General features: G+C 68.9%; 22 protein-coding genes and 1 riboswitch. Of the genes, 6 read left to right on the forward strand and 16 right to left on the reverse strand.

Annotated features, from left to right (window positions below):
* Positions 1-13: 13 nt before the first annotated feature.
* Positions 14-1,567 carry a MoxR family ATPase gene (locus GQ464_RS09095; RefSeq protein ID WP_166976685.1) on the forward strand — a complete coding sequence of 518 codons (1,554 nt, stop codon included), beginning with the start codon at positions 14-16 and terminating at the stop codon, positions 1,565-1,567.
* Between the two features lie 107 nt (positions 1,568-1,674).
* Here the strand turns inward: GQ464_RS09095 and infA are convergent, their stop codons facing one another.
* The 3 genes from infA to GQ464_RS09110 all read right to left on the reverse strand — a co-directional run bounded on the left by infA (position 1,675) and on the right by GQ464_RS09110 (position 2,733).
* Entirely contained in the window at positions 1,675-1,896 is a 222-nt protein-coding gene (infA, locus tag GQ464_RS09100; RefSeq protein WP_166976684.1) for a translation initiation factor IF-1, read from the reverse strand.
* 223 nt (positions 1,897-2,119) lie between these two features.
* Entirely contained in the window at positions 2,120-2,473 is a 354-nt protein-coding gene (locus GQ464_RS09105) for a DUF5615 family PIN-like protein (RefSeq protein ID WP_166976683.1), read from the reverse strand.
* Positions 2,470-2,733 carry a DUF433 domain-containing protein gene (locus GQ464_RS09110; protein ID WP_228350743.1) on the reverse strand — a complete coding sequence of 88 codons (264 nt, stop codon included), beginning with the start codon at positions 2,731-2,733 and terminating at the stop codon, positions 2,470-2,472. Before GQ464_RS09110 ends, GQ464_RS09105 begins: the two co-directional genes overlap by 4 nt.
* 178 nt (positions 2,734-2,911) lie before the next feature.
* On the opposite strand from GQ464_RS09110, the gene GQ464_RS09115 reads away from it, so the two are divergent.
* Together GQ464_RS09115 and GQ464_RS09120 are read left to right on the forward strand one after the other, a co-directional pair.
* Positions 2,912-3,538 carry a helix-turn-helix domain-containing protein gene (locus tag GQ464_RS09115; RefSeq protein WP_166976681.1) on the forward strand — a complete coding sequence of 209 codons (627 nt, stop codon included), beginning with the start codon at positions 2,912-2,914 and terminating at the stop codon, positions 3,536-3,538.
* Positions 3,539-3,547: 9 nt separating this feature from the next.
* The gene (locus GQ464_RS09120) at positions 3,548-4,063 is read left to right on the forward strand and encodes a GNAT family N-acetyltransferase (RefSeq protein WP_166976680.1); all 516 of its coding nucleotides are present in this window, start codon (positions 3,548-3,550) and stop codon (positions 4,061-4,063) included.
* A gap of 10 nt (positions 4,064-4,073) precedes the next feature.
* Here the strand turns inward: GQ464_RS09120 and GQ464_RS09125 are convergent, their stop codons facing one another.
* Complete coding sequence (locus GQ464_RS09125; RefSeq protein WP_166976679.1) at positions 4,074-4,310, reverse strand: pneumococcal-type histidine triad protein; 237 nt, start codon at positions 4,308-4,310, stop codon at positions 4,074-4,076.
* 158 nt (positions 4,311-4,468) lie between these two features.
* Between GQ464_RS09125 and GQ464_RS09130 the strand changes: the two genes are divergently transcribed.
* The 3 genes from GQ464_RS09130 (at position 4,469) to GQ464_RS09140 (ending at position 9,042) form a co-directional block, all read left to right on the forward strand.
* Entirely contained in the window at positions 4,469-6,724 is a 2,256-nt protein-coding gene (locus tag GQ464_RS09130) for a TonB-dependent receptor (RefSeq protein ID WP_166976678.1), read from the forward strand.
* Positions 6,721-7,578 (forward strand): DUF4249 family protein, encoded by an 858-nt coding sequence (locus tag GQ464_RS09135; RefSeq protein ID WP_166976677.1) that lies wholly within the window; start codon positions 6,721-6,723, stop codon positions 7,576-7,578. Before GQ464_RS09130 ends, GQ464_RS09135 begins: the two co-directional genes overlap by 4 nt.
* A gap of 75 nt (positions 7,579-7,653) precedes the next feature.
* A complete protein-coding gene (locus GQ464_RS09140; protein WP_166976676.1) occupies positions 7,654-9,042 on the forward strand; it encodes an AAA family ATPase in 1,389 nt (462 codons plus the stop codon).
* 6 nt (positions 9,043-9,048) lie between these two features.
* On the opposite strand, the gene GQ464_RS09145 is transcribed toward GQ464_RS09140, so the two are convergent.
* From GQ464_RS09145 to murC, 12 genes are all read right to left on the reverse strand, one after another.
* Positions 9,049-9,345, reverse strand: coding sequence for a hypothetical protein (locus GQ464_RS09145; protein ID WP_166976675.1), 297 nt, complete (start codon positions 9,343-9,345; stop codon positions 9,049-9,051).
* Between the two features lie 120 nt (positions 9,346-9,465).
* Complete coding sequence (locus GQ464_RS09150) at positions 9,466-9,693, reverse strand: (2Fe-2S)-binding protein (protein WP_166976674.1); 228 nt, start codon at positions 9,691-9,693, stop codon at positions 9,466-9,468.
* A complete protein-coding gene (locus GQ464_RS09155; RefSeq protein WP_166976673.1) occupies positions 9,693-11,072 on the reverse strand; it encodes a YncE family protein in 1,380 nt (459 codons plus the stop codon). Before GQ464_RS09155 ends, GQ464_RS09150 begins: the two co-directional genes overlap by 1 nt.
* 47 nt (positions 11,073-11,119) lie before the next feature.
* A complete protein-coding gene (locus tag GQ464_RS09160; RefSeq protein ID WP_166976672.1) occupies positions 11,120-13,045 on the reverse strand; it encodes a TonB-dependent receptor plug domain-containing protein in 1,926 nt (641 codons plus the stop codon).
* Positions 13,046-13,165: 120 nt separating this feature from the next.
* A riboswitch (cobalamin riboswitch) is annotated at positions 13,166-13,459 on the reverse strand.
* Between the two features lie 76 nt (positions 13,460-13,535).
* Positions 13,536-14,636: a peptidylprolyl isomerase gene (locus GQ464_RS09165; protein WP_166976671.1), complete on the reverse strand. Its 1,101-nt coding sequence runs from the start codon at positions 14,634-14,636 to the stop codon at positions 13,536-13,538.
* Between the two features lie 122 nt (positions 14,637-14,758).
* Positions 14,759-16,156, reverse strand: coding sequence for an MBL fold metallo-hydrolase RNA specificity domain-containing protein (locus tag GQ464_RS09170; RefSeq protein ID WP_166976670.1), 1,398 nt, complete (start codon positions 16,154-16,156; stop codon positions 14,759-14,761).
* An 18-nt stretch (positions 16,157-16,174) separates the two neighbouring features.
* Entirely contained in the window at positions 16,175-17,137 is a 963-nt protein-coding gene (locus GQ464_RS09175) for a serine hydrolase (RefSeq protein WP_166976669.1), read from the reverse strand.
* A 21-nt stretch (positions 17,138-17,158) separates the two neighbouring features.
* Positions 17,159-17,611 (reverse strand): hypothetical protein, encoded by a 453-nt coding sequence (locus GQ464_RS09180; RefSeq protein ID WP_166976668.1) that lies wholly within the window; start codon positions 17,609-17,611, stop codon positions 17,159-17,161.
* Between the two features lie 497 nt (positions 17,612-18,108).
* Positions 18,109-19,347: a cell division protein FtsZ gene (gene ftsZ / locus GQ464_RS09185; protein ID WP_166976667.1), complete on the reverse strand. Its 1,239-nt coding sequence runs from the start codon at positions 19,345-19,347 to the stop codon at positions 18,109-18,111.
* A gap of 110 nt (positions 19,348-19,457) precedes the next feature.
* Positions 19,458-20,726, reverse strand: a complete 1,269-nt coding sequence (gene ftsA, locus GQ464_RS09190) for a cell division protein FtsA (protein WP_166976738.1) — start codon at positions 20,724-20,726, stop codon at positions 19,458-19,460.
* Positions 20,727-20,798: 72 nt separating this feature from the next.
* Positions 20,799-21,560 (reverse strand): cell division protein FtsQ/DivIB, encoded by a 762-nt coding sequence (locus GQ464_RS09195; RefSeq protein ID WP_166976666.1) that lies wholly within the window; start codon positions 21,558-21,560, stop codon positions 20,799-20,801.
* A gap of 48 nt (positions 21,561-21,608) precedes the next feature.
* Positions 21,609-22,973: a UDP-N-acetylmuramate--L-alanine ligase gene (gene murC / locus GQ464_RS09200; RefSeq protein WP_272493467.1), complete on the reverse strand. Its 1,365-nt coding sequence runs from the start codon at positions 22,971-22,973 to the stop codon at positions 21,609-21,611.
* Between the last annotated feature and the right edge of the window lie 49 nt (positions 22,974-23,022).

The raw sequence follows: 23,022 nt of genomic DNA on the forward strand, positions 1-23,022 counted from the left end.
GAGAGGCGACGGCATGAGCACGCAGCAGCACACGCAATCCCTGACGAGCATTCGCACCCTGGGCGAGTTGAAGGCGTCCGGCTACCGGGTCCTTTCGGTCAAGGACGAACTGCGCAAAAACCTGATTGCCCGGCTGCAGTGCGGTGAGGAGGTCTTCCCCGGTATCCTCGGCTTCGACCGCACCGTCATCCCGCAGATCCAGAACGCCATCCTGGGGCGACACGACTTCATCCTGCTGGGCCTGCGGGGCCAGGCCAAAAGCCGCATCATCCGGATGATCCCCTCGCTCCTGGACGAGTACATCCCCGTCGTCGCGGGCAGCGAGCTCAACGACAACCCGTTCGCCCCCATCTCCAAGTACGCCCGCGACCTGGTGGCCGAGCGGGGCGACGAAACCCCCATCGCCTGGCTGCACCGCTCCAAGCGCTACGGCGAGAAGCTGGCCACGCCGGACACCACCATCGCCGACCTCATCGGCGACATCGACCCGATCAAGGCCGCCCACCACCGCCTCACCTATGCCGACGAGGAAGTCATCCACTTCGGCATCATCCCCCGCACCAACCGCGGTATCTTCGCCATCAACGAGCTGCCCGACCTCCAGCCCCGCATCCAGGTGGGCCTGCTCAACATCATGGAGGAGCAGGACATCCAGATCCGCGGCTTCAACGTCCGCTTCCCGCTCGACGTGCTGATGATCTTCACGGCCAACCCGGAGGACTACACCAACCGGGGCAACATCATCACGCCGCTCAAGGACCGCATCGACAGCCAGATCATCACCCACTACCCGAAGGACCTCGAGACGGGCATCGCCATCACCCGGCAGGAGGCCTGGGAGGCACGGGACGGCCTCGCCCCCCGGGTGCACGTGCCGCACTATTTCCGCGAAATCATCGAACAGATCGCCTTCGAGGCGCGGCAGAGCGAGTACGTGGACCAGAAGTCGGGCGTGTCGGTGCGCATGACGCGGGCGGCGCTGGAGGACCTGATCTCCGCCGCCGAGCGCCGTGCCCTGCTCGCCGGCGAGGCCGAGACGACGGCCCGCATCAGCGACCTGATCCACGTCGAGCCCGCCGTCACGGGCAAGATCGAGCTGGTCTACGAAGGCGAGCAGGAGGGGGCGCAGAACGTGGCGCGGCTGCTCATCGGGCGGGCCGTCAAGGCCATCTTCCCCCGCTACTTTCCCGACCCGTCGGACAAGCGGACCGGCCGCGCGCCCTATGAGAAGGTGCTGGCCTGGTTCGCCGGCGGGCGGCACGTCACCCTTCGTCCGGACATGCCGTTCGCCGACTACGCGAAGGCGCTCGACGCCGTCGACGGGCTGCGCGAGGTGGTCCGCCGTTTCACCGATCCGAAAACGCCCGCCGAGACGGCCTCCGCCATGGAGTTCGTCCTCGAAGCCCTGCACCAGAACTCGCTCATCGGGAAAGACCTGCTGGAGAGCGAGCAGACCTACAGCGACATCATGGGCTCGATGCTCTCCTCCCTGGGCAACCTGGACGACGACGACGAGGACGACGACGGCTTCGACGACGAGGACGACTTCTACCGGCGATACCGGTGAGCACACGCCGGGCAGCCCCCGGAGGCACGACGCCGGAGAAACGGGCAAAAAAGAAGGAGGCCGCACGCCGCAGCGTGGCCTCCTTGCCCAGGGAACCGGAGCGGGGGTCAGCCCTTGTACCGGTACACGATGCGTCCTTTCGTCAGGTCGTACGGGGACATCTCGACGTCCACGCGGTCGCCCGGGAGGATGCGGATGAAGTACTTGCGCATCTTGCCCGAGAGAAAACCCAGGATGGTGTGCCCGTTGTCGAGTTCGACGCGGAACTGGGCGTTGGGCAGGGCCTCGGTGACGAATCCTTCTTGCTTGATGGGTGCTTGCTTGGCCATGAAACAGGGTGCCTCCGCTCGTTGATGAATCTTCCGTCTTCGCCGCACCCTCCCGTCTCTTACAACGAAAAAATGCGCACGTGGAGGAGGTGTACGGGCGGGGCGGGGTAAAAGGTCCCCCGGTCGTAGGTCAGGGACCGGCATGGCGCAGGTCTGCCGGCTCAGCAAACGCTTTGGCAGCTTCTGTGAGCATCGAAAAGCATCCGGATGAATCCTATGAACTTCAAAAGTGGAAACGAATGGCTTCGCGGTCGATCTCGATGAACACATGATCGGCAAAGCCGGTAATCAGCGTTTCGAGGTTCCGGAGAAATAGCCGCTCCAACTCAGCATTCGGGATGTTACCTGTGGCGACGAGCAACAGCTTGTGGGGTACACCTTTCACGATCAGGGAGTCGACGAAGTCGGTGTCTTTCGTAATCAGGACACGTTCCTCACGCATCGAAAGCCGATTGAGTTCTGCATCCGGGGTGCGGTTACCGAGCGGCAGGTCCAGCGTATGCACCGCGTCGTGCCCCAGGGCACGGAGCTGAAGGCTGAGTCGGTGAGGAAGCTGGGCATCGACCAGAAATTTCATGCCGCTACCGCCTGCACGCGTTTGATCTGGCTGAGCCGCGCCGCATAGGCCAGCACGGCCAGAATATCTTCATATTCGAGATCTTCGTAGTCGGCCAGAATTTCCTGGGGCGTCATACCGGAGCTAAGCAATTCGAGAATGGTCTCGACGGGATAGCGCAAACCCCGTACACAGGGTTTGCCGTGACAGATCGCAGGATCTATGGTGATGCGCTCAAGGGCCATTGTTTTAGAAACTTGGTATACAGTGACTGGCGTCATAATGACGCCTCGTCACGGGCAGAGATCCCCCCGGGTGGTTGCCGGTCTTCAGATGCCGAAACCGGAGCAGCACGACGCCGCCATTGTCCGGCAGAAATTCAACGGGGCGGGGCGACGCGGAACCGGGGCGATGCCTATCTTTGGATAGTTTTGTAGAATGTCAACCCTGTGCAAAACCATGCCTGCCTCCTCTTCTCCCGGTGATCCGCTCCTGACGCTGAAGCAGGCGGCCGCGCGGCTGAGCGTCCACCCGACGACGCTGCGCCGCTGGGCGGACCAGGGGGCCATCCCGGTGGTCGTCACGCCGGGCGGGCACCGGCGTTTCCCGCGCTCGGCCGTCGAGCAGCTGCGCATCCAGCGGCGGGGCGACACGGGCGAGCCGGTGGGCAAGGCCCTGGCCGAGCGGGCCCTGACGCACACCCGCGCCGAGATCGCCGGGCACCGCGACGAGCGCTGGCTGGCCGAACTCGACGAGCACGACCGGGAGGAGAAACGCCTCCTCGGCCAGCGCGTGATGGGCCTGATGATGCAGTACATCTCGCTCGAAGGCGACGACGGCGCCGACCTGCTCGCAGAGGCGCGCGCGCTGGGCCACGTCTACGCCGAGAGCGCCCGGCATTCGGGCCTGAGCCTGACAGAGGCCATCCAGGCCACCCTGTTCTTCCGGGATCAGATCGTGGAGTCGGCCATCATGTTGCCGGAGACCACCCGAGGTCGCACCACCACGAACCGCCGCCTGCTTCGCCGGATCAACACCTTCCTCAACACCATCCAGCTCGCCATCACCGAAGCGTACGAGCGCTGACAGCACCTCATGCCCGCTTTTCGCCTGCGCCCCGCCACGCCGGACGACGCCGGCACCCTGGTCGACCTGATCCGGGGGCTGGCCGAATACGAACGCCTCTCGCACGAGGCACGACCCGACGCCGGCGCCCTCCGCCGCCAGCTTGCACCGGAGGCCACGCCCCCCCTCGAAGCCTTCATCGCCGAGGACGAGGAGGGCAGGGCCCTCGGTTTTGCCCTGTATTTCTACCACTACTCGACGTTCTTGACCGCCTGGGGGCTGTACCTGGAGGACCTCTACGTCGTGCCTGAAGCCCGGGGACAGGGCATCGGCTTCGCCCTGTTGAAACGCCTGGCCGAGGTCGCCGTCGAACGGGGGTGCCCCCGCCTCGAATGGAGCGTGCTGGACTGGAACGAGACGGCGATCCGCTTCTACGAAAAGCTGGGCGCCCGCCCAATGGACGACTGGACGACGATGCGCCTGACGGGCCCGGCGCTCGAACACCTGGGCCGGCCTGCGGAGCCGCGCGCAACCCCGGCCGGCTGACGTCAGCCGCTCATTCCGGCACGATCTGCCCCTGGCAGTTGATCCGCTCACCCGGCCCCGGCGGCCGCGTCGGGGCATCACCCGGGCTCAGCGGCGGGTCACAGTCCTTTGGCACATAGTGGGTATGATTGCCGTGGGGGACCTCGAAGTAGGGCCGGTCGTCGAAGACCCCCATCGAGTCGGCCAGCACCAGGCCAAAGAAGGCCAGAACGACGGCGAGAAGCGCCCAGCGAAGCGGTTTACGCATCCGAGAACGTGGACCTGATGTTCGTATTCCGGCGCACGGAACATCCGGCTGCACCGGCGGCTTATGGTTTCGTATCCGCCCACGGCGCCTGCGGTTCCGGCGGAAAAAACTGTTTATCGCGAAGTCCTGCGGCCTGAAGCATGGGAGGTGTTGATATCATGCCGGACGATGCCGGGCGACGGTGGCGGGGCTTCCCGGTCCTGCTGGTCGTCCTGCTGGGCCTGCCCGTGCCGGCCTACGGCCAGTGGGGTCGCCTTTCCGGCCGGGTCAGCGACGGGCGCGACGACCGGCCGCTGGCCGGGGTCCACGTCTTCGTCGAAGACGCCGCCGGCGCCCGCAACGGCACCACCACCGACGCCGGAGGCTTCTTCCGGCTCGCCGGCCTCCGGCCCGGCCGCTACGTCTTCACCGCCTCGTTCATCGGCTACGACAGCTACACCGACACGCTCACGTTCACGTTCGGCCAGGAACGGCACCTGGCGGTGCGCCTGATGCCGGCGACGACGGAACTGGAAGAGATCGTCGTCGAGACGGAGCAGCGGCCGGATCGCCGGCAGGCCGGGCTGACGACGATCCCCCCGTCGGCCCTGGCCCGGGTGCCCCTGCCGGACGTGACGTACGACCTGGCCGGCTACCTGCTGACGTTGCCCGGCTTCGTCGCCCCCGGCGACCGGGGCGGGCAGCTCTTCGTGCGCGGTGGAACCCCCACGCAGAACCTCGTTCTGCTCGACGGGATGACGATCTACCAGCCGTTTCACATCGTCGGCTTCTACAGCGCCTTTCCGGCCGACATCGTGGCCTACGCCGACGTGTACGCCGGCGGCTTCGGGGCGCGCTACGGCAATCGTATCTCGTCGGTGATCGACGTCGGCACCCGCAACGGCAACAAACAGCGCATCACCGGGGCCGTCTCCCTGGCGCCTTTCCTGAGCACCCTCCGCCTGGAACTCCCGCTGGTGCGCAACCGGGTCTCGGTGCTGGCCTCCGTCCGGGAATCGGTCATCGAGCGGATCTCCCCGGAACTGCTCGGCCGGGAACTGCCGTTCCGCTTCGGCGACCGTTTCCTCAAGTTCCACGCCTTTCTGAACCAGACCAGCAGCTTCTCCGCCACGCTCCTGCAAACCTTCGACGAGGGGAACATTGCCGGTGCCGCCGATACCGGGCAACGCTTTTCGGTCTGGCGCAACCGGGCCTATGGCGCCCGCTACCTGTACCTGCCCGCCGAGTCCGCCGTCATGACGCAGGCGGCCGTCTACGGCTCCCGCCTGCAAAGCCGGTACCGCCTCACCTCCGACGACGAACGCCACGCCGACGTGGAGCACTTCAACGCGGAGATCCTCTTTGCCTACCTGCTCGGCAGCACCCAGCTGCATTTCGGCCTCTTCGGCGGCTCCACCCGGTTCGACTTCGACCTCGGCGGCGGGGTCCCGGCCCGCCGGGAAAACGTCACCTCGGGCGGTGCTTTCCTGGAGGCGCGGCTCGAGCCGAGCCGGCGGCTTCGGCTCGAGCCCGGCCTGCGCCTGGAAGCCTTCTCCTCGGGCACCGATCCCACACTCGGCCCCCGCCTGCGCCTGCGCTGGCTGCCCCGCGGCAGCGCCAGCCGGCAACAGTTCAACCTGGCCTGGGGCCTCTACCACCAGCAAACCGTGGGCTTCACCAACGAACAGGACGTGACGGACGTCTTCACCGCCTGGACCGCCACCCCCGCCCGCAACGGCATCCCCCGGGCCATGCACGTCATCGCCGGCTGGCAGCGACGGCTGGCGCCCTGGCTCGAGCTCTCGCTCGAAGCGTACGTCAAGGACCTGAAAAACCTGTCTTTCCCCCGCTTCTCGACCACCCTGAACGAGCTGGAAGGCTTCACCCGGGTGGACGGCCTCGCCCGCGGGCTGGACGTGCGGCTGGAACTGGCCCGGCCCGCCCTCTATGCCATGCTCGCCTACGGCCTGGCCGCCGTCACCTACGAGGGACCGCTCCGCGACCCGGCCACCGAGCGCTTCGCCCCCCCGCATGACCGGCGTCACCAGATCCACGCGCTCGTGGAGGTGACCCGGGGCGCGTACCGCCTCACCCTCCTCTGGCAGTTCGGCTCGGGCCTGCCCTTCACCCAGATCGACGGCTACTACGAACGGCTGCCGATCACCGACCCGGACGACCGCACCGCCCTGACCCGCCGCGGCACGACGTTCGTCGCACGCGGCGAGCCGTACCGCGCCCGCCTGCCCGCCTACCACCGCCTCGACGTCGCCCTCCGGCGCACGTTCACGTTCGCCCGCGCCGCGGCCACGCTCCAGCTCGGCCTCGTCAATGCCTACGACCGGGCCAACATCTTCCAGTACAACACCTTCTCCGGAGAACGGGTCGACCAGCTCCCGCTCATCCCGTCGCTGGGCCTGAAGGTGGAACTGCCATGAGATGCCCCCGCCTCATCGTGCCGTTTGCGCTCGCGCTCGCCGTCCTCGCAGCGGCCTGCGAGAACGAGATCGCCCCCCTGCGCGACGACCCGAGCACGTTCTTTGCCGTGCACGGCTTTCTCGACACCGGTGCGGACACGCAGTTCGTGCGGGTCGATGCGCTGCGGGCCACGGTCCGTCCCGACCCGGGCCCGGCCCTGGACGCCGACGTTGCCAGCACCCATCTGCAAACCGGCCTGACGACACCGTGGCGCGACTCGCTCGTTGCCCTCGTCGACGGCGGCCTCGCCCACCTCTTCCACGCCCGCTTCCGCCCCGTACCGGGAGGCACCTACCGCCTGGCGGTCACCCGTTCCGACGGCGCCCGCACCGAGGCCCGGGTCACCGTCCCGCCCGTACCCGACGTTCTCGCCGAAACGATCGAGACCGGCACCGGCTCCCTCACCCAGCAGGTCACCCTGCTGGACGTCTCCTGCCCCGTTGAAAACGTCCGCCTGACCTACCGCCTGGCCTCGGCCCGCACCGGCGCCGTCCAGCCCCTGACGATCGAATACGGAGACGCGGGCCACCCCCACGACCAGGGATGGCAGCTCCAGATCCTGCTCAGCCGCGACCGCGACCTCCTGCTGCGCCGCTTCCAGCGCATCGACGACGCCGACACCACGATCCTGTTTCTCGGCCTGCAGATGGACTTTTCCCTGCCCAGCCCGGAATGGGCGAACCCGGACGAGAGCCCCAACATCACCGGCGGGTACGGTTTCTTCGGTGCGGTCGGCCGGTACGCCGTCGCCTGGCCGCTGGAGGCCGCCACCGTCGAAGCGCTCGGCTTCATCGACCGCCAGACCACCCCCTGACCGCCGCACGCCGAACCCGTGCACGGCCTCCGGGCGTTCAACGTGCACCGTTCAACGCACACCCCACGGAGCCCCATGCCCGACCTGTTCGAGCACGCCGCCGAAGCCCGCCGGGCCGCCCGGGCCCCCCTGGCCGACCGCATGCGCCCCCGCACCCTCGACGAGTTCGTCGGGCAGGAACACCTCCTCGGCAAGGGGCGGCTGCTGCGCCGGGCCATCGAGGCGGACCGCGTCGCCTCGCTCATCTTCTACGGCCCGCCGGGCACGGGCAAAACGACCCTGGCCCGCATCATCGCCAACACGACGCAGGCACACTTCACCACGCTCAATGCCGTGCTCGCCGGCGTTCGCGACATCCGCGAGGCCATCGACGCGGCCCGCACCCGCCTCGCGCACCACGGGCAACGCACCATCCTCTTCATCGACGAGGTACACCGCTTCAACAAAGCCCAGCAAGACGCCCTGCTGCCCCACGTCGAGAACGGCACCGTCGTCTTCATCGGCGCCACGACGGAGAACCCCTACTTCGAGGTCATCCGTGCGCTGGTGAGCCGCTCCCGCATCTTTGCACTGAAGCCGCTCACGCCGGAGGACCTGCGCACCCTCGCCCGGCAGGCCCTCGACGACCCGGAGCGCGGCTACGGCACCCGCCCCGTCCGGATCGACGAGGATGCCCTCGAACATCTCGTCTCCACGGCCAACGGCGACGCCCGCTCGCTCCTGAACGCCCTCGAACTCGCCGTCGAAACCACCGACCCCGGCCCGGAAGGCCACATCCACATCGACCTGGCCGTGGCCGAGGACAGCATCCAGCAACGGGCCGTCCTCTACGACAAGGAGGGCGACGCCCACTTCGACGCCGCCAGCGCCTTCATCAAAAGCCTGCGGGGCTCCGATCCCGATGCCGCCCTCTACTGGATGGCCCGGATGCTCTACGCGGGCGAGGACCCCCGCTTCATCCTGCGCCGTATGCTCATCTTCGCGGCCGAAGACGTGGGCCTGGCCGACCCCCGCGCCCTCTCGGTCGCCGCGGCCGCCGCCCAGGGCTTCGAATACGTGGGAATGCCCGAAGGACGCTTCCTCCTGGCCGAATGCTGCCTCTACCTCGCCACCGCCCCCAAAAGCAACACCACCTACGCCTTCTTCGACGCCCTCCGATACGTGGAAAAGGAACAGACGGACGACGTGCCGAACCACCTCAAAGACGCCAGCCGCGACCGGAAAGGCCTGGGTCACGGCGAGGGCTACCTCTACCCCCATGCCTACCGCAACCACTACGTGCCCCAGCAATACCTGCCCGAAAACATGCAGGGCACGTACTTCTACGAACCATCCGGTATCGGGTACGAGAAGACCATCGCCGAGCGGCTGGCCTACTGGCGCACCCGCGATGCAGAAGCGGACCTGCCGCGGCGCCTGCGTCGCTATGCGGAGAACCGGGACGCACCCCGCAACGACGGCTGAAAAGCCTCAGGCCGCCCGGGCCTCCCCGGTCTCCCGGCGGACCTGCTCCGGCGGCACGGCCGGGCGGTCGACACGGGCCGCCACACCGGGCCGCACGGCGGCCTCCAGCACGCCGTTCATCCAGTAGGGCACCTCCTCCCCGGAGGAGAGGTTGGCGATCTCCCGGCAGAGCAACAGGATCTCCCAGTCGATGGCCAGGCGCCGGTTCCAGCTGTGACGCGCCCGCGGCAACCGGTAGGACTCCGCCAGCAACACCTCGATGCGGTCGAGCAGCTCCTGCTTTCTTCGCTCTTTATCGAACATAAGGGTATGCGATTGCTGAGGGGGTTTTCGCAGGTATCGGTCCGATCCCCGGCGGCTTAACGCCACCGACGCGCAAAATCGCAGTCCCCCGCTTCGACGAGCCGGCACAGGCCGTGCCCCTCACCGGCCGGTGTCCCCCCCGGGTTCGTCGGCCTCGGTGACGATCTCGCGGAAGACCGTCTCGCCGGTGCGGAGCATGCGCCGGACGTACGGGTGACAGAGGCGGCAGTTATGGCCGAAGGCGACGTGCTCCTGGAGCGCCGCAATGCTCTCCGCGCCGGTTGCCCCGGCCACGGCCTTCAGCTCGGCAAACGTCGTGCGGAAGCACAGGCAGCGGTCGATCTGCATCACCGGATCAGGGTCAGAGGATACGTCCGGACGGTCGTGCCCACCTGCAGCCGGACCAGGTACAGCCCGGCCGGCCGTCCCGCCGCGTGCCAGACGACCTCGTGCCGTCCGGCCGGGCGCATGCCCTCGACGAGCCGGGCCACCTCGCGCCCGAGCCCGTCGAAGACCTGGAGCGTGACGCGCCCGGGCCGGGTCAGCGCGAAGGGGATCGTCGTCGAGGTGCTGAACGGGTTGGGATAGTTCGGGGCCAGGGTGAAGCCGGCCGGCGCCGGAGCCTCTTCGACGGCCACATCGAGGCCCGGCTGGTAGAGTGCCACGGCCGCCGGGGCCACCCCGGCCTCGAAGCGCCCGACCTCGGCGCCGGTGTCGTCGTGGATCGTCACGAACCCGTTCTCGACGAAGCCCGGCACGCGGCCCACGTAGAAGCGACGGGCCGCCCCGTCGTAGGCCAGCCCGCCCGCCGGCACGTCGCCCGCGAGGGGGATGGAGCCGGCCGCCGCGTTCGCCCGCGTATCGAACACGAGGACGGTGGTGCCGGCCAGGGCAAAGACGCGGTCCGTGATCGGGTCGTAGTGGACGTCTTGCCCGAGCGAGCCCCCGCCGATCTGCACCTCGAGCGGGAAGCGGGCCACCTCCCCGCCCGAGGCCCCGTCATAGACCACCACCTCGCCGTTCGTCTGTTCGATGATCTGGGTAAAATCGTCGTTGTAGACCGTCTTGCCGGTGCAGAAAACCCACACCTCCTCCTCCTGGTCGACGACGACGAAGCGCGGGCCGTCGCACCCCACGTCGCGCGTCTCGACGACCGTGTCGGTGCCCGTGTCGAGGATGCTGACGGTGGTGGAGGCGCCGAAGCCCGAGTTGGCTACGTAGGCCCGGTCGCCGAGCACGGCCAGCCCTTCCGGGCTGTCCCCGACCGTGATGGTGCCGGTGACGGTGTGCGTCGCCAGGTCGAGCACGGTGACCGTCCCGGGCCCGCCGAAGACCAGGTTGGTCACATACGCTTTCCCCGCCGCCACGACGGCCATGTAGCGGGGCGACGTGACCCCCGTGATCTGGGCGGTGCGCTCGAGCGTCGCCAGGTCGAACACGTCGATGCGGTCCGAGGTGTTCGCCATCACGTAGCCCCGCCCCTCGTGGAGGGTAAGGCTCTGCACGAGCGTGTTCAGCCCCGGCACCGCGTCGACGGTGGTCGTGCCCGTGGCCGGGTCGAAGACGGTGACGGTGCCGTTGGCGTCGCTGAAGTTACCCTGGTTGCCGACGAACACCTTCTGGGCCGGTGCCTGCGCCCGGCCGGCGCCGGCTACGACGAGGCCGGCCAGCAACAGCGTCCCGAGGCGGGAGAGGAGGCTTTTCGAAAGGAACGTAACGACAGGCATGGTGGATTCGGGTCTGGGGTTGGTGAAAAGAAAGCCGGAACCGCCGCTCACGCCCCGCCGCCCAGCTCCAGGAGCAGGCGGAGGCGGAAGGTGCGGGGTGGCATGGGATAGCCCTTGATGCCCTCGTAGGTGCGATCGAAGACGTTTTCGAGGACGAGGGCGAGCGTCAGCCGGGCCGGGGGAAGGCCACCGAAGAGCCGAAGCTGGGCATCTGTCACCCAGTACGGGTCGAGGGCCTGCCGGCCGTCGGCCGTGACGAAGCGCCGGCCAACGTAACGGGCCGTGACGTCGAGTTGCAGCGGGGCCCGGCCGAAGCCGGCGTAGAGCTTCAGCTGGTGCCGGGGCACATAGCGAAGCGGCCGGTCGAAGGAGGCCGTGCCGGGGTCGGAGCGATCGCGTGCGTCGGTGTGGGCGTAGAAGAGCCCGGCTTCGAGCAGGTTGCGCCGGCCGGGCCGGAGGCGTGCTTCGGCAGAGACCTCCAGTCCCCGCGTACGAACCCGGCTGAAGTTGGCCGGTGCGTAGTAGCCGCCGGCGACGGGCCGCCAGATGATCTGGTCGCGCAGGCGGTGAAGAAAGGCCGAGACCTCGGCCCGGAGGTCGGCGCCGGGCGTGCGGTGGTGCAGGAGCAGGCCCGCGTCGAACGTCCAGCCGTGCTCGGGTCGCAGGGTGGGGTTACCGCCGGGCTGCCAGAAGCGGTCGTTGAAGGTGGGCGTGCGAAAGGCCCGGCCGGCCGACGCCTTCAGGCGCAGCCCGTCCCGGTCCAGCGGGCGGAGGTTGAGCCCGAGGCGGGGGCTGAGCGCGGCGGTACGGGCGCCTTCCGGGAGGGCATAGACGTCGAGGCGGAGGGCGGGATAGAGCCGGGCGGGGCCGCAGGCCAGGTCGGCGTGGGCGAAGGCACCGAAACGTTGCTCCGAGGCGTCGTCGCGCAGGCCGGGGTGGCGGGCCTTTCCGTAGCCGGCGGTGAGGCCGCCGCCGAGGAGACTGCGGGCTCCCAGGGCCAGCGTGGCCTCGGCCTCCAGCGAAGCCAGCGTGGTGCGGCCGGTCTGGTCGAGGCGAAGCTGCGGGTTGAGATAGCGGAGGGTTCCGCGCTGCACCATGGCTCCGAGGCGGAGCGTCCCCCGGGCCAGGCGCATCGCGTCGCGGGCCCAGAGGCGCAGGTGCTCGTCCCATTGCCGCTCCCCGCGGGGAACGGTCGTGCTCGGACCGGGCAGGCCGCGCTCGGCCTGCGCGTACCAGGCGCCGGCCCGGAGCCGGTGCCGGCCGCCCGTGTAGCCGAGCGTGGAAAAGAGCGACAGGTGCGTGCCGTCGGCCCCTTCACGGCGCACCTTGCGCGGGGGAAAGAGCGACGTGTTGACGTACGGAAAGTCCCCGTCGGTCGTCCGGTATTCGACGGCGGCGAGGGCCGCCACGGCGCCCCGCCGGCCGGAGAGCGTCAGGCTGCCGGTGCGCTCGCCGTAGGCACCGGCCCCGGCAACGAGCCGTACCGGCGCAGCCGCACCGGGCCGTAGCGGCTGCAGGCTCACCACCCCGCCGACGGCGTCTGTGCCGTAGAGCGCCGACCCGGCCCCGTAGAACACCTCGGCCGACTCGAGCACGCCGGCAGGCAGCAGCGAGAGGTCCAGCTGGCCGAGCTGGGGATCGGTGAGGCGGAAGCCGTCGAACAGGATGAGCGTCTGGGAGGCGGCCGTGCCCCGGAGCGTGAGCGAGGCCAGCCCGGCCGGACCGTAGCGGCGCATGAAAGCGCCCGTGCGGGCCTCGAGCAGATCCGCCACCGAACGCGGCGCGACGGCCGCCAGCGCCCGGGCATCGAGCAACGTCACGCGGGCCGGCGCCGCCGCCGTGGTCGTGGCCGAGCGCGTGGCCGTCACGGTCACGCCGGGCAGGGCCACCACGGTGTCGCGCGGGACCTGGGCCCCGGCCGCGACCGGCTCCAGCGCCACCCAGCAAACGATCAGGAGAAAACGTACCGACATGAAAAAGCCCCAACCTCAATGACGAGGTCCGGGCTTGCCGCACGAGCAGGGCGGCCCGCGGCAGGGACCCACCGAACGCTGCTCCGAAAGGCTTGCACGAACCTCAGTTCCCGGAGGTTTTCGGCATCAACACGCCTGGCAGGTCTCCTGGCTTACCACGTTCGCCCCGGCGCTTTTTGGGGGGCGGGCCCCGAAGGCTCCGCGCCCGGCCTTCCCACACGACGATGGGTGCAGTGACCGGACGCTTCCTCACCTTCGCGGGCACACGCGGCTCACAGTTGCGGGTACAGCCCCGGATTCTCCACAGACCCGACGGACGGACACACCGCCCGTCACGCTGCGAACCACCGGGTTCCCTCTCTCCTCCGCTCCGGACAAACCCGGAAAGGCGGAACCAGACGTGTGTCTGCGAAAGAACGTCGTCTCAAGCTAAATACGGACACCGGACAAACGCAAGCACCGTGCGCGCTCCTCCGCCGCCTGGCGGCCCTCACTCCACCGCATTGCGCCGGATGACGTGGTAGCCGAACGGCGTCTCGACCGGCTCCGGCGCGATCTGGCCGACCTGGAGCCGGGCCAGGGCTTCGTCGAAGGCAGGAATCATCTGCCCCTTGAACCACCGGCCGAGATCACCACCGGCCGCCGCGGTGGGGCCGTCGGAGTACTGCGCGGCCATCGCAGCAAAACGGGAAGGATCCTGCTCGAGCCGGGCAATGAGCTCCTTCGCCCGCGCATAGGCTTCCTCCTTCGACCGGGTCACTTCCGGTCCGGCCCGCTCGGCCCCCTGGTATGCGATCAGGATGTGGGAACCGGCATACTGTTCGAGCGCGACACGCCGGACGAAGGCGTAACCGATCGCGGGGAACAGAACCGGCCCCCCGACCTCCCCGTAGTCGAGCCCCTGGAGCGTTTCCAGCAGCCCCTCCGGCAGCGGGTCGCTCTCTTTCAAGCCTCCGAGAAAGATGGCCGCGTCGCCAAAGTCATTGTATTCTTCGGCGTAGGCGTCGAACGTCTCGGCGTTCACGTCCGGCTGCAGGGCACGCGCCAGCGAGTCGGCCGCCTCCTGCGTGCGCGTCACCGAGGGCGGCACGTGCGGGGAGCCCTGGAAGCCGATGAAGAACGCCTCGGCCCCGTAATGGGGCGCGCGCAGGTCGTCCCGCCGGATGACGTGGTAGCCGAAGGGCGTCTCGACGGGAACGGGGGTGATGGCCCCGACGGCCAGGCTGTCCACGGCGGCTTCGAAGGCCGGGGCCATCTGCCCGCGCTGCCAGGTGCCCAGGCGACCGCCCTGCGGCCCGGAGGGCCCGTCGGACGCCTCCCGGGCCAGTTGCTCGAACCGGGACGGATCGTCCCTGAGTTGCTCGATCAACGACAGCGCCCGCGCCCGGGCCTCCTCCTTGGTGCGCGTCACGTGCGGTGCGGCCCGCAGCGCCCCCTGATAGGCGATCAGGATGTGCGAAGCGGCATAGTCCCCCTCGGCGACGAACATCTGACCGGGGGCGCCGTCCGTCGCCGGTGCCTCCGCTGCATTACCGCCACAACCGGCCAGGACCAGCACGAGCGCCACGAGAAAAAAAGAAGTCGTTTTCATCTTGATGAGTCTGGGGAAAAAAGGAAACAAGGCAGGGGTGAACGAGCAACCGTGCCGGTGGTTTCGAAACGCGATCGGTCAGGCCGGTAACGTGAACGGATGCAGCCCGGTACCATCCTCCATCAGAGCTCGAACGATTCCCGGTATTCGGGAATGACCACGTCGCGGTAGCCCCGGGCTTCGAGCGCCTGTTTGAAGGCCTCCTGCCGCTCGGGAGCCCCGTGGACGAGGAAGATGCGGCGGAGCCGGTCGCGGTCGAGCCGGCCGATGAAGTCGAGCAGGCCCGGTTCGTCGGCATGGGCGGAAAGGCTGTTCATCACGACGACCTCGGCGCGGAGCGCGTGTGGCTCCCCGAAGATGCGCACCTCGGGCCGCCGCTCGACGATGCGCTTGCCGAGCGTGTGGTCGGCGCAGTAGCCGACGATCATCACCGTGTTGCGGGGATCTTCGATGTTGTGGCGGAGGTGGTGGAGGATGCGCCCGGCCTCACACATGCCGGAGGCCGAGATGATGACCATGGGCACCTGCTGCCCGTTGAGGGCCTTGGACTTTTCCACGTCGCGGACGTAGGTCAGCCGTTCGAAGCCGAAGGGGTCGTCGTCTTCGAGCAGGTACTGGCGCAGGTCACGGTCGTAGCACTCGGGGTGGGCGGCGTAGATGCCGGTCGCGTTGACGGCCAGCGGGCTGTCCACGTACACCGGGATGGGCGGCAGGCGTCCTTCGTTCCACAGCTGGTCGAGCGCGTAGACGATCTCCTGCGTGCGCCCGACGGCGAAGGCCGGGATGATGACCTTGCCGCCACGGCCGCTGGTGCGCGTGATCACCTCGGCCAGGCGCTCCTTCGTCCGCGCCCCCGGCTCGTGCACTTCCCCGCCGTAGGTCGACTCGGAGATGAGGACGTCGCAGTCCGCCATGGGCTGGGGATCGCGGAGGATGGGCCGGCCCGGGTTGCCCACGTCGCCGGTGAAGCCGAGGCGCACGGTACGGCCGTTCTCCCGGATCGTGAGCACCATCGTGGCCGAGCCGAGGATGTGCCCGGCATCCCGGTATTCGACTTCCACGCCCGGCACCGGGACGAAGGGGCTCCGGTAGGAGACGCCGGTGAAGTGCTCGAGCACGGCCTCGGCCTCTTCCACCCGGTAGAGGGGCTCCACCGGCGGCTTGCCTTTCTTCCGGTGCAGTTTGTTGACGAAGGCCGCGTCCTTCTCCTGGATGTAGGCGCTGTCGAGCAGCATCAGCGAGCACAGGCTGTAGGTGGCGTGCGTGGCATAGATGCGCCCGCGGAACCCCTCTTTCCAGAGCTTCGGCAACAGCCCGGCGTGGTCGATGTGGGCGTGCGAGAGGAGCACGGCGTCGAGCGCGGCCGGGTCGAAGGGAAAATGGCGGTTGAGGTGGTCGGCCTCGGCCCGGCGCCCCTGAAACAGGCCGCAGTCGAGCAGGAGCCGGTGGCCGCCGTCGAGTTCGACGAGGTGTTTCGATCCGGTGACGGTGCGGGCGGCGCCGTAGAAGGTAAGCTTCATGGGAGGGAACCGGTCACGTCAGTGCTGATGGTCTGCTTCGACAGGAACGCCTCCGCGCAGCCGTGTGTGCACGGCCCGGGCGATGTCCGCCCCGAGCGTCGCCGCCACGTGCGGGTCTTCGATCCCTTCGATGAGGATCACGAGCACGTACGGCGCGTCCCCGGCCGGATAGACGATGGCGGCGTCGTGATGGATACCGGTGATCCAGCCCGTTTTGTGCGCCACGCGCGTCCCCGCCGGCAGCCCGGCCGGGATCATCTCGTTGAAGCGCTGTTCGAGCAGGATGCCGATCATCTCACGGTCGGCCTCCGGCGAGACGGCCCGCCCTGCGGCGAGGGCTTCGAGCAGGGCCGCCAGGGCCGGCGCCGTCGTCACATTGTTGAGGCCCTGCCGGTACGCCGCGAGGTCCTCGACGCCCCGCAGTACCCGCATCCCGTGCCCGCCCAGGCGCTCGACCGTCGCCTGCACCGAATCCGCCGAGACGACGTCGATGAGCAGGTTCGTGGCCAGGTTCGAGGAGACGGTGATCATGCGATCGACGAGGTCGCGGAGGGCCATACGCGTGCCGAGGCGCTCATAGAGGGCGTCGTCCGAGTCGTCCTCGATCCGGTACGGCGAACCGTCGACGATGGAGCGGAAGGCGTTGCGGACCGTGAGCGAGTCGGAGAGGCGGAAGCGGCCGAGGGCGGCCTGCCGGTAGACCTCGATCATGACCGGCACCTTCATGGTGCTGGCCGCATGGAAGGGCCGGTCGGGCAGGCGGTCGAGGCGGGTGCCGGTGGCGGCGTCGCGCACACTGACGGCGACGACGGCCTCCGGCTGCCGGGCGACGATCTCGTCGAGGACGGCTTCGAGCGGTTTCACGGGTGCCGGGTCGCTGCAGGTGCCGAAGAAGAGGAGGAGCAGGAGCGCCGGGAGCCGGCCGCGGCTTCGTCTCCGGGTGCCCGGTGAACGGGCGGGCAACGCATCGGTTCGTCTCATGGGCTCGTCGGCGGTTTCGGGTCAATGCCGCCGGTAATCCAGTTTGCGCGGGGCCGGTTCGATCCGCCGCCACACCTCCTCCAGCCGGAAGCCCGTGGGGAAGACGCCGGTGTGATACCACAGCGAATCGCCCACCACCCGGGCCTGGAAGCGGATGTCGAGTCCCACGAGGGCACCGCTGCTGTGGTATTCGATGTGCTCGATGTAGACGCTGTCCCCCAAGAGGGTGTAGCGCCCGCCGCCGGCCTGTATGTCCTCACCGTCTTCCGTCTGGTATCCCCAGGCGAAATGCGTCGAGTTGAGGATCTTGGTCGACGGCGGCACCTGCCGGGTCACCAGCACGGTATCCGGATAGACCTGGCGCTGGGAAACGAGCCGCCAGCTTCCCTCCAGCATGTTGGCCGGCGCCTGGGCCTGCCCTTCGAAGGCCGGGAGGATCAGCAGCACCGCAAAGCATGTAGCCGTCGTTTTCATAGGGGACCTCCTTGCGTCGGATGAGCGGGTGTTCCGCTTCACCTTAAGCGGTTCTGCGGGCATAATCAAGCGCCCCGGGGCGGCGGAACGACAAAAGACGCCGGTGCCGCGCCTCCGGGTGGAGACGCGGCACCGGGCCGTACCGAACCACAACCGCCCGGATGCGCCGGGGCGACGCACCGGGCTAGCGAGGGCCTTGCTCAAGGGCCGCAACGGGGCTGGAGGTCCCGCGTTGTCTCGCCGGAGGCACGTGCGGTGGGTTCGTTTTCGAGATCGTCGCGGCGGGCGGGCATACCCGGGCCCCTCCGACCGGCGGAGCCGGGCGCGCGCGGAGCCACCGGACGATCAGCCACACGGCCGCGCCGAACTCGACCAGCAGGATCAGTCCCAGGATCGACAGGGCGATATGATGAAGCCAGGCGTCCATGTGCCGGTACCGGCCCGCCCCGGGGCGAGGCGGCCGGACCGCGGCCGGGAGGAGCACACCCGGACCCCGCTCAGTCCATCATCTTGCGCAGGAACGCCGGGATCTCGGTGTCGTCTTTGCGGATACGGTCGGAACGCTCCTTGACCCCCTCCATCTGGAGGCGATGCACCCTGCGGCCCTCGTCTTCGTCGGCCGGTACGGAGACCGGAGCCCGGCGAACGTAGGCGGGCACATCGAGCTGCTTCAGGTTCTCCTCGCCCTTGTAGGGAGCGACGGCCCCCTCGGGCTGCAGCGGGACCGTCCGGCGCATACCCTGCCCTTTCTGAGATTTGTCTTTGTCGAAGCCGGTGGCAATGACGGTGATGCGCAGGTCGTCGCCCATCGACTCGTCGATGACCGTACCGAAGATGACCTCCACGTCGTCGCCGGCCTCGCGCTGGATGATGCTCGTGGCCTGCGTGGCTTCCCGGATGCCGAGCGAGCGCCCCGCGGTGATGTTGACCAGCACGTTGCGGGCCCCGGCGATCTCGACGCCTTCGAGCAGCGGGCTGGAGATGGCCTCGATGGCCGCCTTCTCGGCGCGGTTCTCGCCCGAGGCGGTGGCCGAGCCCATGAGCGCGGTGCCGCCGTCCTTCATGGTCGTCTTCACGTCGGCGAAGTCGAGGTTGATCAGGCCGTGCACGGTGATCAGGTCGCTGATGCCGCGCGTGGCGTTGTAGAGCACCTCGTCCGCCTTCTTGAAGGCCTCAATGAGCGTGGCCTCCGGGACGAGGTCGAGCAGGCGCTCGTTCGAGATGGTGATGAGGGTATCGACGTTGTCGCGCAGCAGGGCGATGCCGGCTTCGGCGGCCTGCATCCGGCGCCGGCCTTCGGCCAGGAACGGCTTGGTGACGATGGCGACGGAGAGGATGCCGAGCCGGCGGGCGATGGCGGCCACGACGGGCGCCCCGCCGGTCCCGGTGCCCCCTCCCATGCCGGCCGTGATGAAGGCCATGTCGAAGCCGCGCAGGAGGGTTTCGATCTCCTCCCGGCTCTCCTCGACGGCTTCGGCGCCGACGCTCGGGCGGGCGCCCGCGCCGAGGCCCTTCGTCAGGCCGCGCCCGGCCTGGATCTTGTGCGGCGCCCGGTTGGCCTCCAGCGCCTGCGCATCGGTGTTGATGGCGATAAACTCGACGCCCTGAATGCCCTGCTCCATCATGTTGTTGATGGCGTTGCCGCCCCCTCCACCGACGCCGATGACGCAGATCTTCGCGTCTTCACGCTCGCTGGAAAGGTCGTCGAAGGCAAAGCTGTTGCTGAACGTTTCCATAGGTTCCTCCAGTTGTCGTTCGGTTCTGGCCGTGTGGCCCGCGGCTGATCGCTTGTGGTCTATGCGGCCGGAGCCGGCCGCGAGGCCCGGGTGAGCGGCCCGGGTATCGTTCAGAGTTCGTCGAACCAGGTCTTCATGCGCCCTGCGATTTTGGCGACGAGACCCTGGCCCGGGATCGATTCGGTCTCGATGAGGCTGCCCATCTCGCCCCGGAAGGGCGTCCCGCCGAGCAGTTCGGGGCGCAGGCCATAGAGCACCAGGCCGACGGCGGTGGCGAACTTCGGGTCGGACACTTCCTCGACCAGGCCGCCGGAGACGCCCATGGGCCGGCCCAGGCGTGTCTCCATGCCCAGGATTTCGGTGGCCAGCTCGGCCGTTCCGGGGATGAGCGACCCGCCGCCGGTGAGCACTGCGCCGGCGGCCAGATGCCGCATGTAGCCGCTCCGTTTGATCTCGATGGCCGCGATCTCGAGGATCTCCTCCATGCGCGGCTGGATGATCTGCGCCAGCGTGCTGCGGCCGATGCTCTTGTCCGGCCGGCCGCCGATGCCCGGGATGCCGATCCGCTCGTCCTCGTCGACCATGTCCACGATGGCGGTGCCGAAGTCGCACTTGAGGCGCTCGGCCTGGTCCCGCATCACCCCGAGGACCTTGCGGATGTCGTCGGTGACCTGGTTGCCGGCGATGGCGATGACGGCGGTGTGGCGGATGGTGTTGTCCTCGAAGACGGCGATATCGGTGGTGCCGCCGCCGATATCGATCAGGGCCACGCCGACCTCCTTCTCGTCGGGATGGAGCACGGCGAAAGAAGAGCCGAGCGGTTCGAGGACCAGGTCGGCCACCTGATAGCCTGCCTTCTCGACGCACCGGTAGATGTTCTTGGCGGCGGAGACGAGCCCGGTGATGATGTGCACGTTGGCTTCCAGACGCACCCCGCTCATGCCGACGGGGTCGGCCACGCCGTCCTGCCCGTCGACGATGAAGTCCTGCGGGATGACGTGCAGGATCTCGCGGTCGGCGGGCATGGCCAGGTGCGTGGTGTCCTCGAGCAGGCGCTGCACGTCGGCCTCGGTGATCTCGCCGTCACGGTTCGAGATGGTGATGACCCCCCGGCTCTGGAGGCTCTGCACGTGGTCCCCGGCGATGCCGACGATGACGCTCCGCACGCGCACGCCGGCCATGCGCTCGGCTTCGGAGACGGCCTCGCGCACGGCGGCCACCGTCCGGTCGATGTTGACCACCACACCCCGGTTGAGCCCGTCGGAGGGGGCCAGCCCCATCCCGAGCACGTTGATGCGGCCCAGCTCGTCCACCGACGCGACGACCGCGCAGACCTTCGTCGTCCCGATGTCGAGCCCCACGACGATACGTTCGTTCATCATAAGCGCCTCTTCCCTTTTTTAATCTTGTTGAATCCGGACCGGTCACGGTGACGCCCCGGCCCGGCGTTGCTATTGCTCTTCGGTAACGATCTGGCTGTCAAAACGGAGGTCGATCAGGCGGAAGTGCTTCTCCGGGCGGGGCAGGACGGCCTGGTGCCAGAAGGCATGCAGCCGGGTCAGCTTGTCCGAGAAGCCCATGCGGCCGAGCCGCACGGGCACGGCCTCCCGGGCCGGGCCGGGGGTGGTGTAGGCCCACAGCTCGCCGCCCCGCACCTCCACCTCGGAGACGAGGGCCTCGACCTCGGGCGGCACGGCGGCCAGCGCGGCCAGAAACGCCCGCACGGCCTCCTCCTGGACGGGCTGCACCGGGTGGTAGGGCTGGCGCAGCCCGCGCACGAGCGGCACATCGTAGGCGGCGCCCGGCACCAGCGGCATCTGCGCCCCGGTGGCGTCCAGGTAGTGCGACGGCGCCCCGTCGGCCCCGACGACGAGGGCCACCGGCCGCCGCTCCTCGACGTCGATCGCGAGCGTCCCGGTGGGCAGGCGCGTCACCTCGGCGTGTGCCACCCAGGGATGCCGCACGAGGCGGTCCGCCACCAGCGCCGGATCGAGGTCGAAGAGCACCATGCCGGTATCGACGCGGGCCAGGTCGAGCAGGGCCGCCCGCTCCGCGTGGTGCGCCCCCTCGATCACGATCTGGCGGCACGGCAGCGTGGCAAGCCACCGCCACCCCAGCAGCCCGGTGACGGCCGTCGCCAGCAAGGCGGGCAGCAGGATCCACCGGTGCGGCAGCCGGTAGCGGCCCCTTCGACTGCGTTTCGATTCGCTCATGTTTTGCCTCCCGAAGCTTCGCGGCCGGCAGCGGCCGCAGGGGCCGCCCTACGCGGCCCGTTCACGTTGCCTGAGCAGCCCGAGCAGCTCGCGGGCGAGCCGCCAGATGTCGCCGGCGCCCAGGGTGAGCACGACGTCGCCGGGCCGGGCCAGTGCGGCCACGTAGGCGGGCATGTCCGCCTTCTCCGGCACCTCGTGCACGTCGCGGTGACCGAAGCGGCGCGCCAGCCCGGCGATGAGACGGCCCGAAACCCCCTCGATCGGCGCCTCGCGTGCCCCGTAGACGTCGAGCACCACCAGCACGTCGGCATCGAAGAAGGCGCGGGCGAAGTCCTCCGCAAAGTCCCGCGTACGGGAATAGAGATGCGGCTGAAAGACGGCCACGATGCGACGCCCCGGGAAGGCCCGGGCGGCCGCTCCGAGCGTGGCCCGCACCTCCGTCGGGTGGTGCGCGTAGTCGTCGATGACCAGGACGCCGGCGGCCTCGCCGAGCCGCTCGAAGCGGCGCTGCACGCCGGAGTACTTCGCCAGCGCCGACCGGATCTTTTCGAACGGGATCTCGAGCTCGAGCCCCACGGCGACGGCCGCCAGCGCGTTCCGCACATTGAAAAGGCCCGGCACCTGCAGGGTGACCTCGCCGAGCGAGGTGGTGCCGGTCGTCACCTCGAAACGCATCGTGAGGCCGTCCTGCTCGACGTGCTCGGCCCGCACGTCGGCTTGGCGGCTCAGCCCGTAGGTGACCACGCGCCGGTCGATGCGTCCGACGATAGACTGCACGTTGGGATCATCCAGGCAGAGGATGGCGGCCCCGAAGAAGGGGACGCTGTTGGCATACTGGATGAAGGCCTCCTTGAGATCGTCCAGGCCGTCGTAGATGTCGAGGTGCTCCGCCTCGATGTTCGTCACGACGGCGATCGAGGGCGTCAGGCGAAGGAACGTCCGGTCGTACTCGTCGGCTTCGAGCACGATGATGTCCCCCTCGCCTGCGACGGCGCTCGCGTCGAAGAAGGCCACCTTGCCGCCGACGATGATCGTGGGGTCGAAGCCGCCTTCACTCACGACGAGGCCCGTCATGGAGGTGGTCGTCGTCTTGCCGTGCGTGCCGGCGATGCCGATGCCGAACTTCATCCGCATCAACTCGCCGAGCATCTCGGCCCGCCGGATGAGCGGGATGCCGCGCCGCTCGGCTTCGAGCGTCTCGGGGTTGCGCTTCGGATCGACGGCGGACGAGTGCACGACGACGCCGGCCTCGCCCACGTGCCCGGCGGCGTGCCCCTCGTAGACGACCGCCCCGAGGGCTTCGAGCCGATCGGTGACCTCGCTTTTCTTCAGGTCGGAGCCCGTCACCCGGTAGCCCCGGCTGAGCAGCACCTCGGCGATGGAGCTCATGCCGACGCCCCCGATGCCGACCATGTGCACATGCCGGATCCGCCCCAGGAAGGGCTGGCGTCGACGCGGCGCA

This window comes from Rhodocaloribacter litoris, assembly GCF_011682235.2.
Taxonomy (GTDB): Bacteria; Bacteroidota; Rhodothermia; order Rhodothermales; family ISCAR-4553; genus Rhodocaloribacter; species Rhodocaloribacter litoris.

Excerpts from the sequence above, each read along its gene's own strand:
- GQ464_RS09095 (WP_166976685.1), top strand. The coding sequence starts at position 14 with ATGAGCACGCAGCAGCACACGCAATCCCTGACGAGCATTCGCACCCTG.
- infA (WP_166976684.1), bottom strand. The coding sequence starts at position 1,896 with ATGGCCAAGCAAGCACCCATCAAGCAAGAAGGATTCGTCACCGAGGCC.
- GQ464_RS09105 (WP_166976683.1), bottom strand. The coding sequence starts at position 2,473 with ATGAAATTTCTGGTCGATGCCCAGCTTCCTCACCGACTCAGCCTTCAG.
- GQ464_RS09110 (WP_228350743.1), bottom strand. The coding sequence starts at position 2,733 with ATGACGCCAGTCACTGTATACCAAGTTTCTAAAACAATGGCCCTTGAG.
- GQ464_RS09115 (WP_166976681.1), top strand. The coding sequence starts at position 2,912 with ATGCCTGCCTCCTCTTCTCCCGGTGATCCGCTCCTGACGCTGAAGCAG.
- GQ464_RS09120 (WP_166976680.1), top strand. The coding sequence starts at position 3,548 with ATGCCCGCTTTTCGCCTGCGCCCCGCCACGCCGGACGACGCCGGCACC.
- GQ464_RS09125 (WP_166976679.1), bottom strand. The coding sequence starts at position 4,310 with ATGCGTAAACCGCTTCGCTGGGCGCTTCTCGCCGTCGTTCTGGCCTTC.
- GQ464_RS09130 (WP_166976678.1), top strand. The coding sequence starts at position 4,469 with ATGCCGGACGATGCCGGGCGACGGTGGCGGGGCTTCCCGGTCCTGCTG.
- GQ464_RS09135 (WP_166976677.1), top strand. The coding sequence starts at position 6,721 with ATGAGATGCCCCCGCCTCATCGTGCCGTTTGCGCTCGCGCTCGCCGTC.
- GQ464_RS09140 (WP_166976676.1), top strand. The coding sequence starts at position 7,654 with ATGCCCGACCTGTTCGAGCACGCCGCCGAAGCCCGCCGGGCCGCCCGG.
- GQ464_RS09145 (WP_166976675.1), bottom strand. The coding sequence starts at position 9,345 with ATGTTCGATAAAGAGCGAAGAAAGCAGGAGCTGCTCGACCGCATCGAG.
- GQ464_RS09150 (WP_166976674.1), bottom strand. The coding sequence starts at position 9,693 with ATGCAGATCGACCGCTGCCTGTGCTTCCGCACGACGTTTGCCGAGCTG.
- GQ464_RS09155 (WP_166976673.1), bottom strand. The coding sequence starts at position 11,072 with ATGCCTGTCGTTACGTTCCTTTCGAAAAGCCTCCTCTCCCGCCTCGGG.
- GQ464_RS09160 (WP_166976672.1), bottom strand. The coding sequence starts at position 13,045 with ATGTCGGTACGTTTTCTCCTGATCGTTTGCTGGGTGGCGCTGGAGCCG.
- GQ464_RS09165 (WP_166976671.1), bottom strand. The coding sequence starts at position 14,636 with ATGAAAACGACTTCTTTTTTTCTCGTGGCGCTCGTGCTGGTCCTGGCC.
- GQ464_RS09170 (WP_166976670.1), bottom strand. The coding sequence starts at position 16,156 with ATGAAGCTTACCTTCTACGGCGCCGCCCGCACCGTCACCGGATCGAAA.
- GQ464_RS09175 (WP_166976669.1), bottom strand. The coding sequence starts at position 17,137 with ATGAGACGAACCGATGCGTTGCCCGCCCGTTCACCGGGCACCCGGAGA.
- GQ464_RS09180 (WP_166976668.1), bottom strand. The coding sequence starts at position 17,611 with ATGAAAACGACGGCTACATGCTTTGCGGTGCTGCTGATCCTCCCGGCC.
- ftsZ (WP_166976667.1), bottom strand. The coding sequence starts at position 19,347 with ATGGAAACGTTCAGCAACAGCTTTGCCTTCGACGACCTTTCCAGCGAG.
- ftsA (WP_166976738.1), bottom strand. The coding sequence starts at position 20,726 with ATGAACGAACGTATCGTCGTGGGGCTCGACATCGGGACGACGAAGGTC.
- GQ464_RS09195 (WP_166976666.1), bottom strand. The coding sequence starts at position 21,560 with ATGAGCGAATCGAAACGCAGTCGAAGGGGCCGCTACCGGCTGCCGCAC.
- murC (WP_272493467.1), bottom strand. The coding sequence starts at position 22,973 with ATGGTCGGCATCGGGGGCGTCGGCATGAGCTCCATCGCCGAGGTGCTG.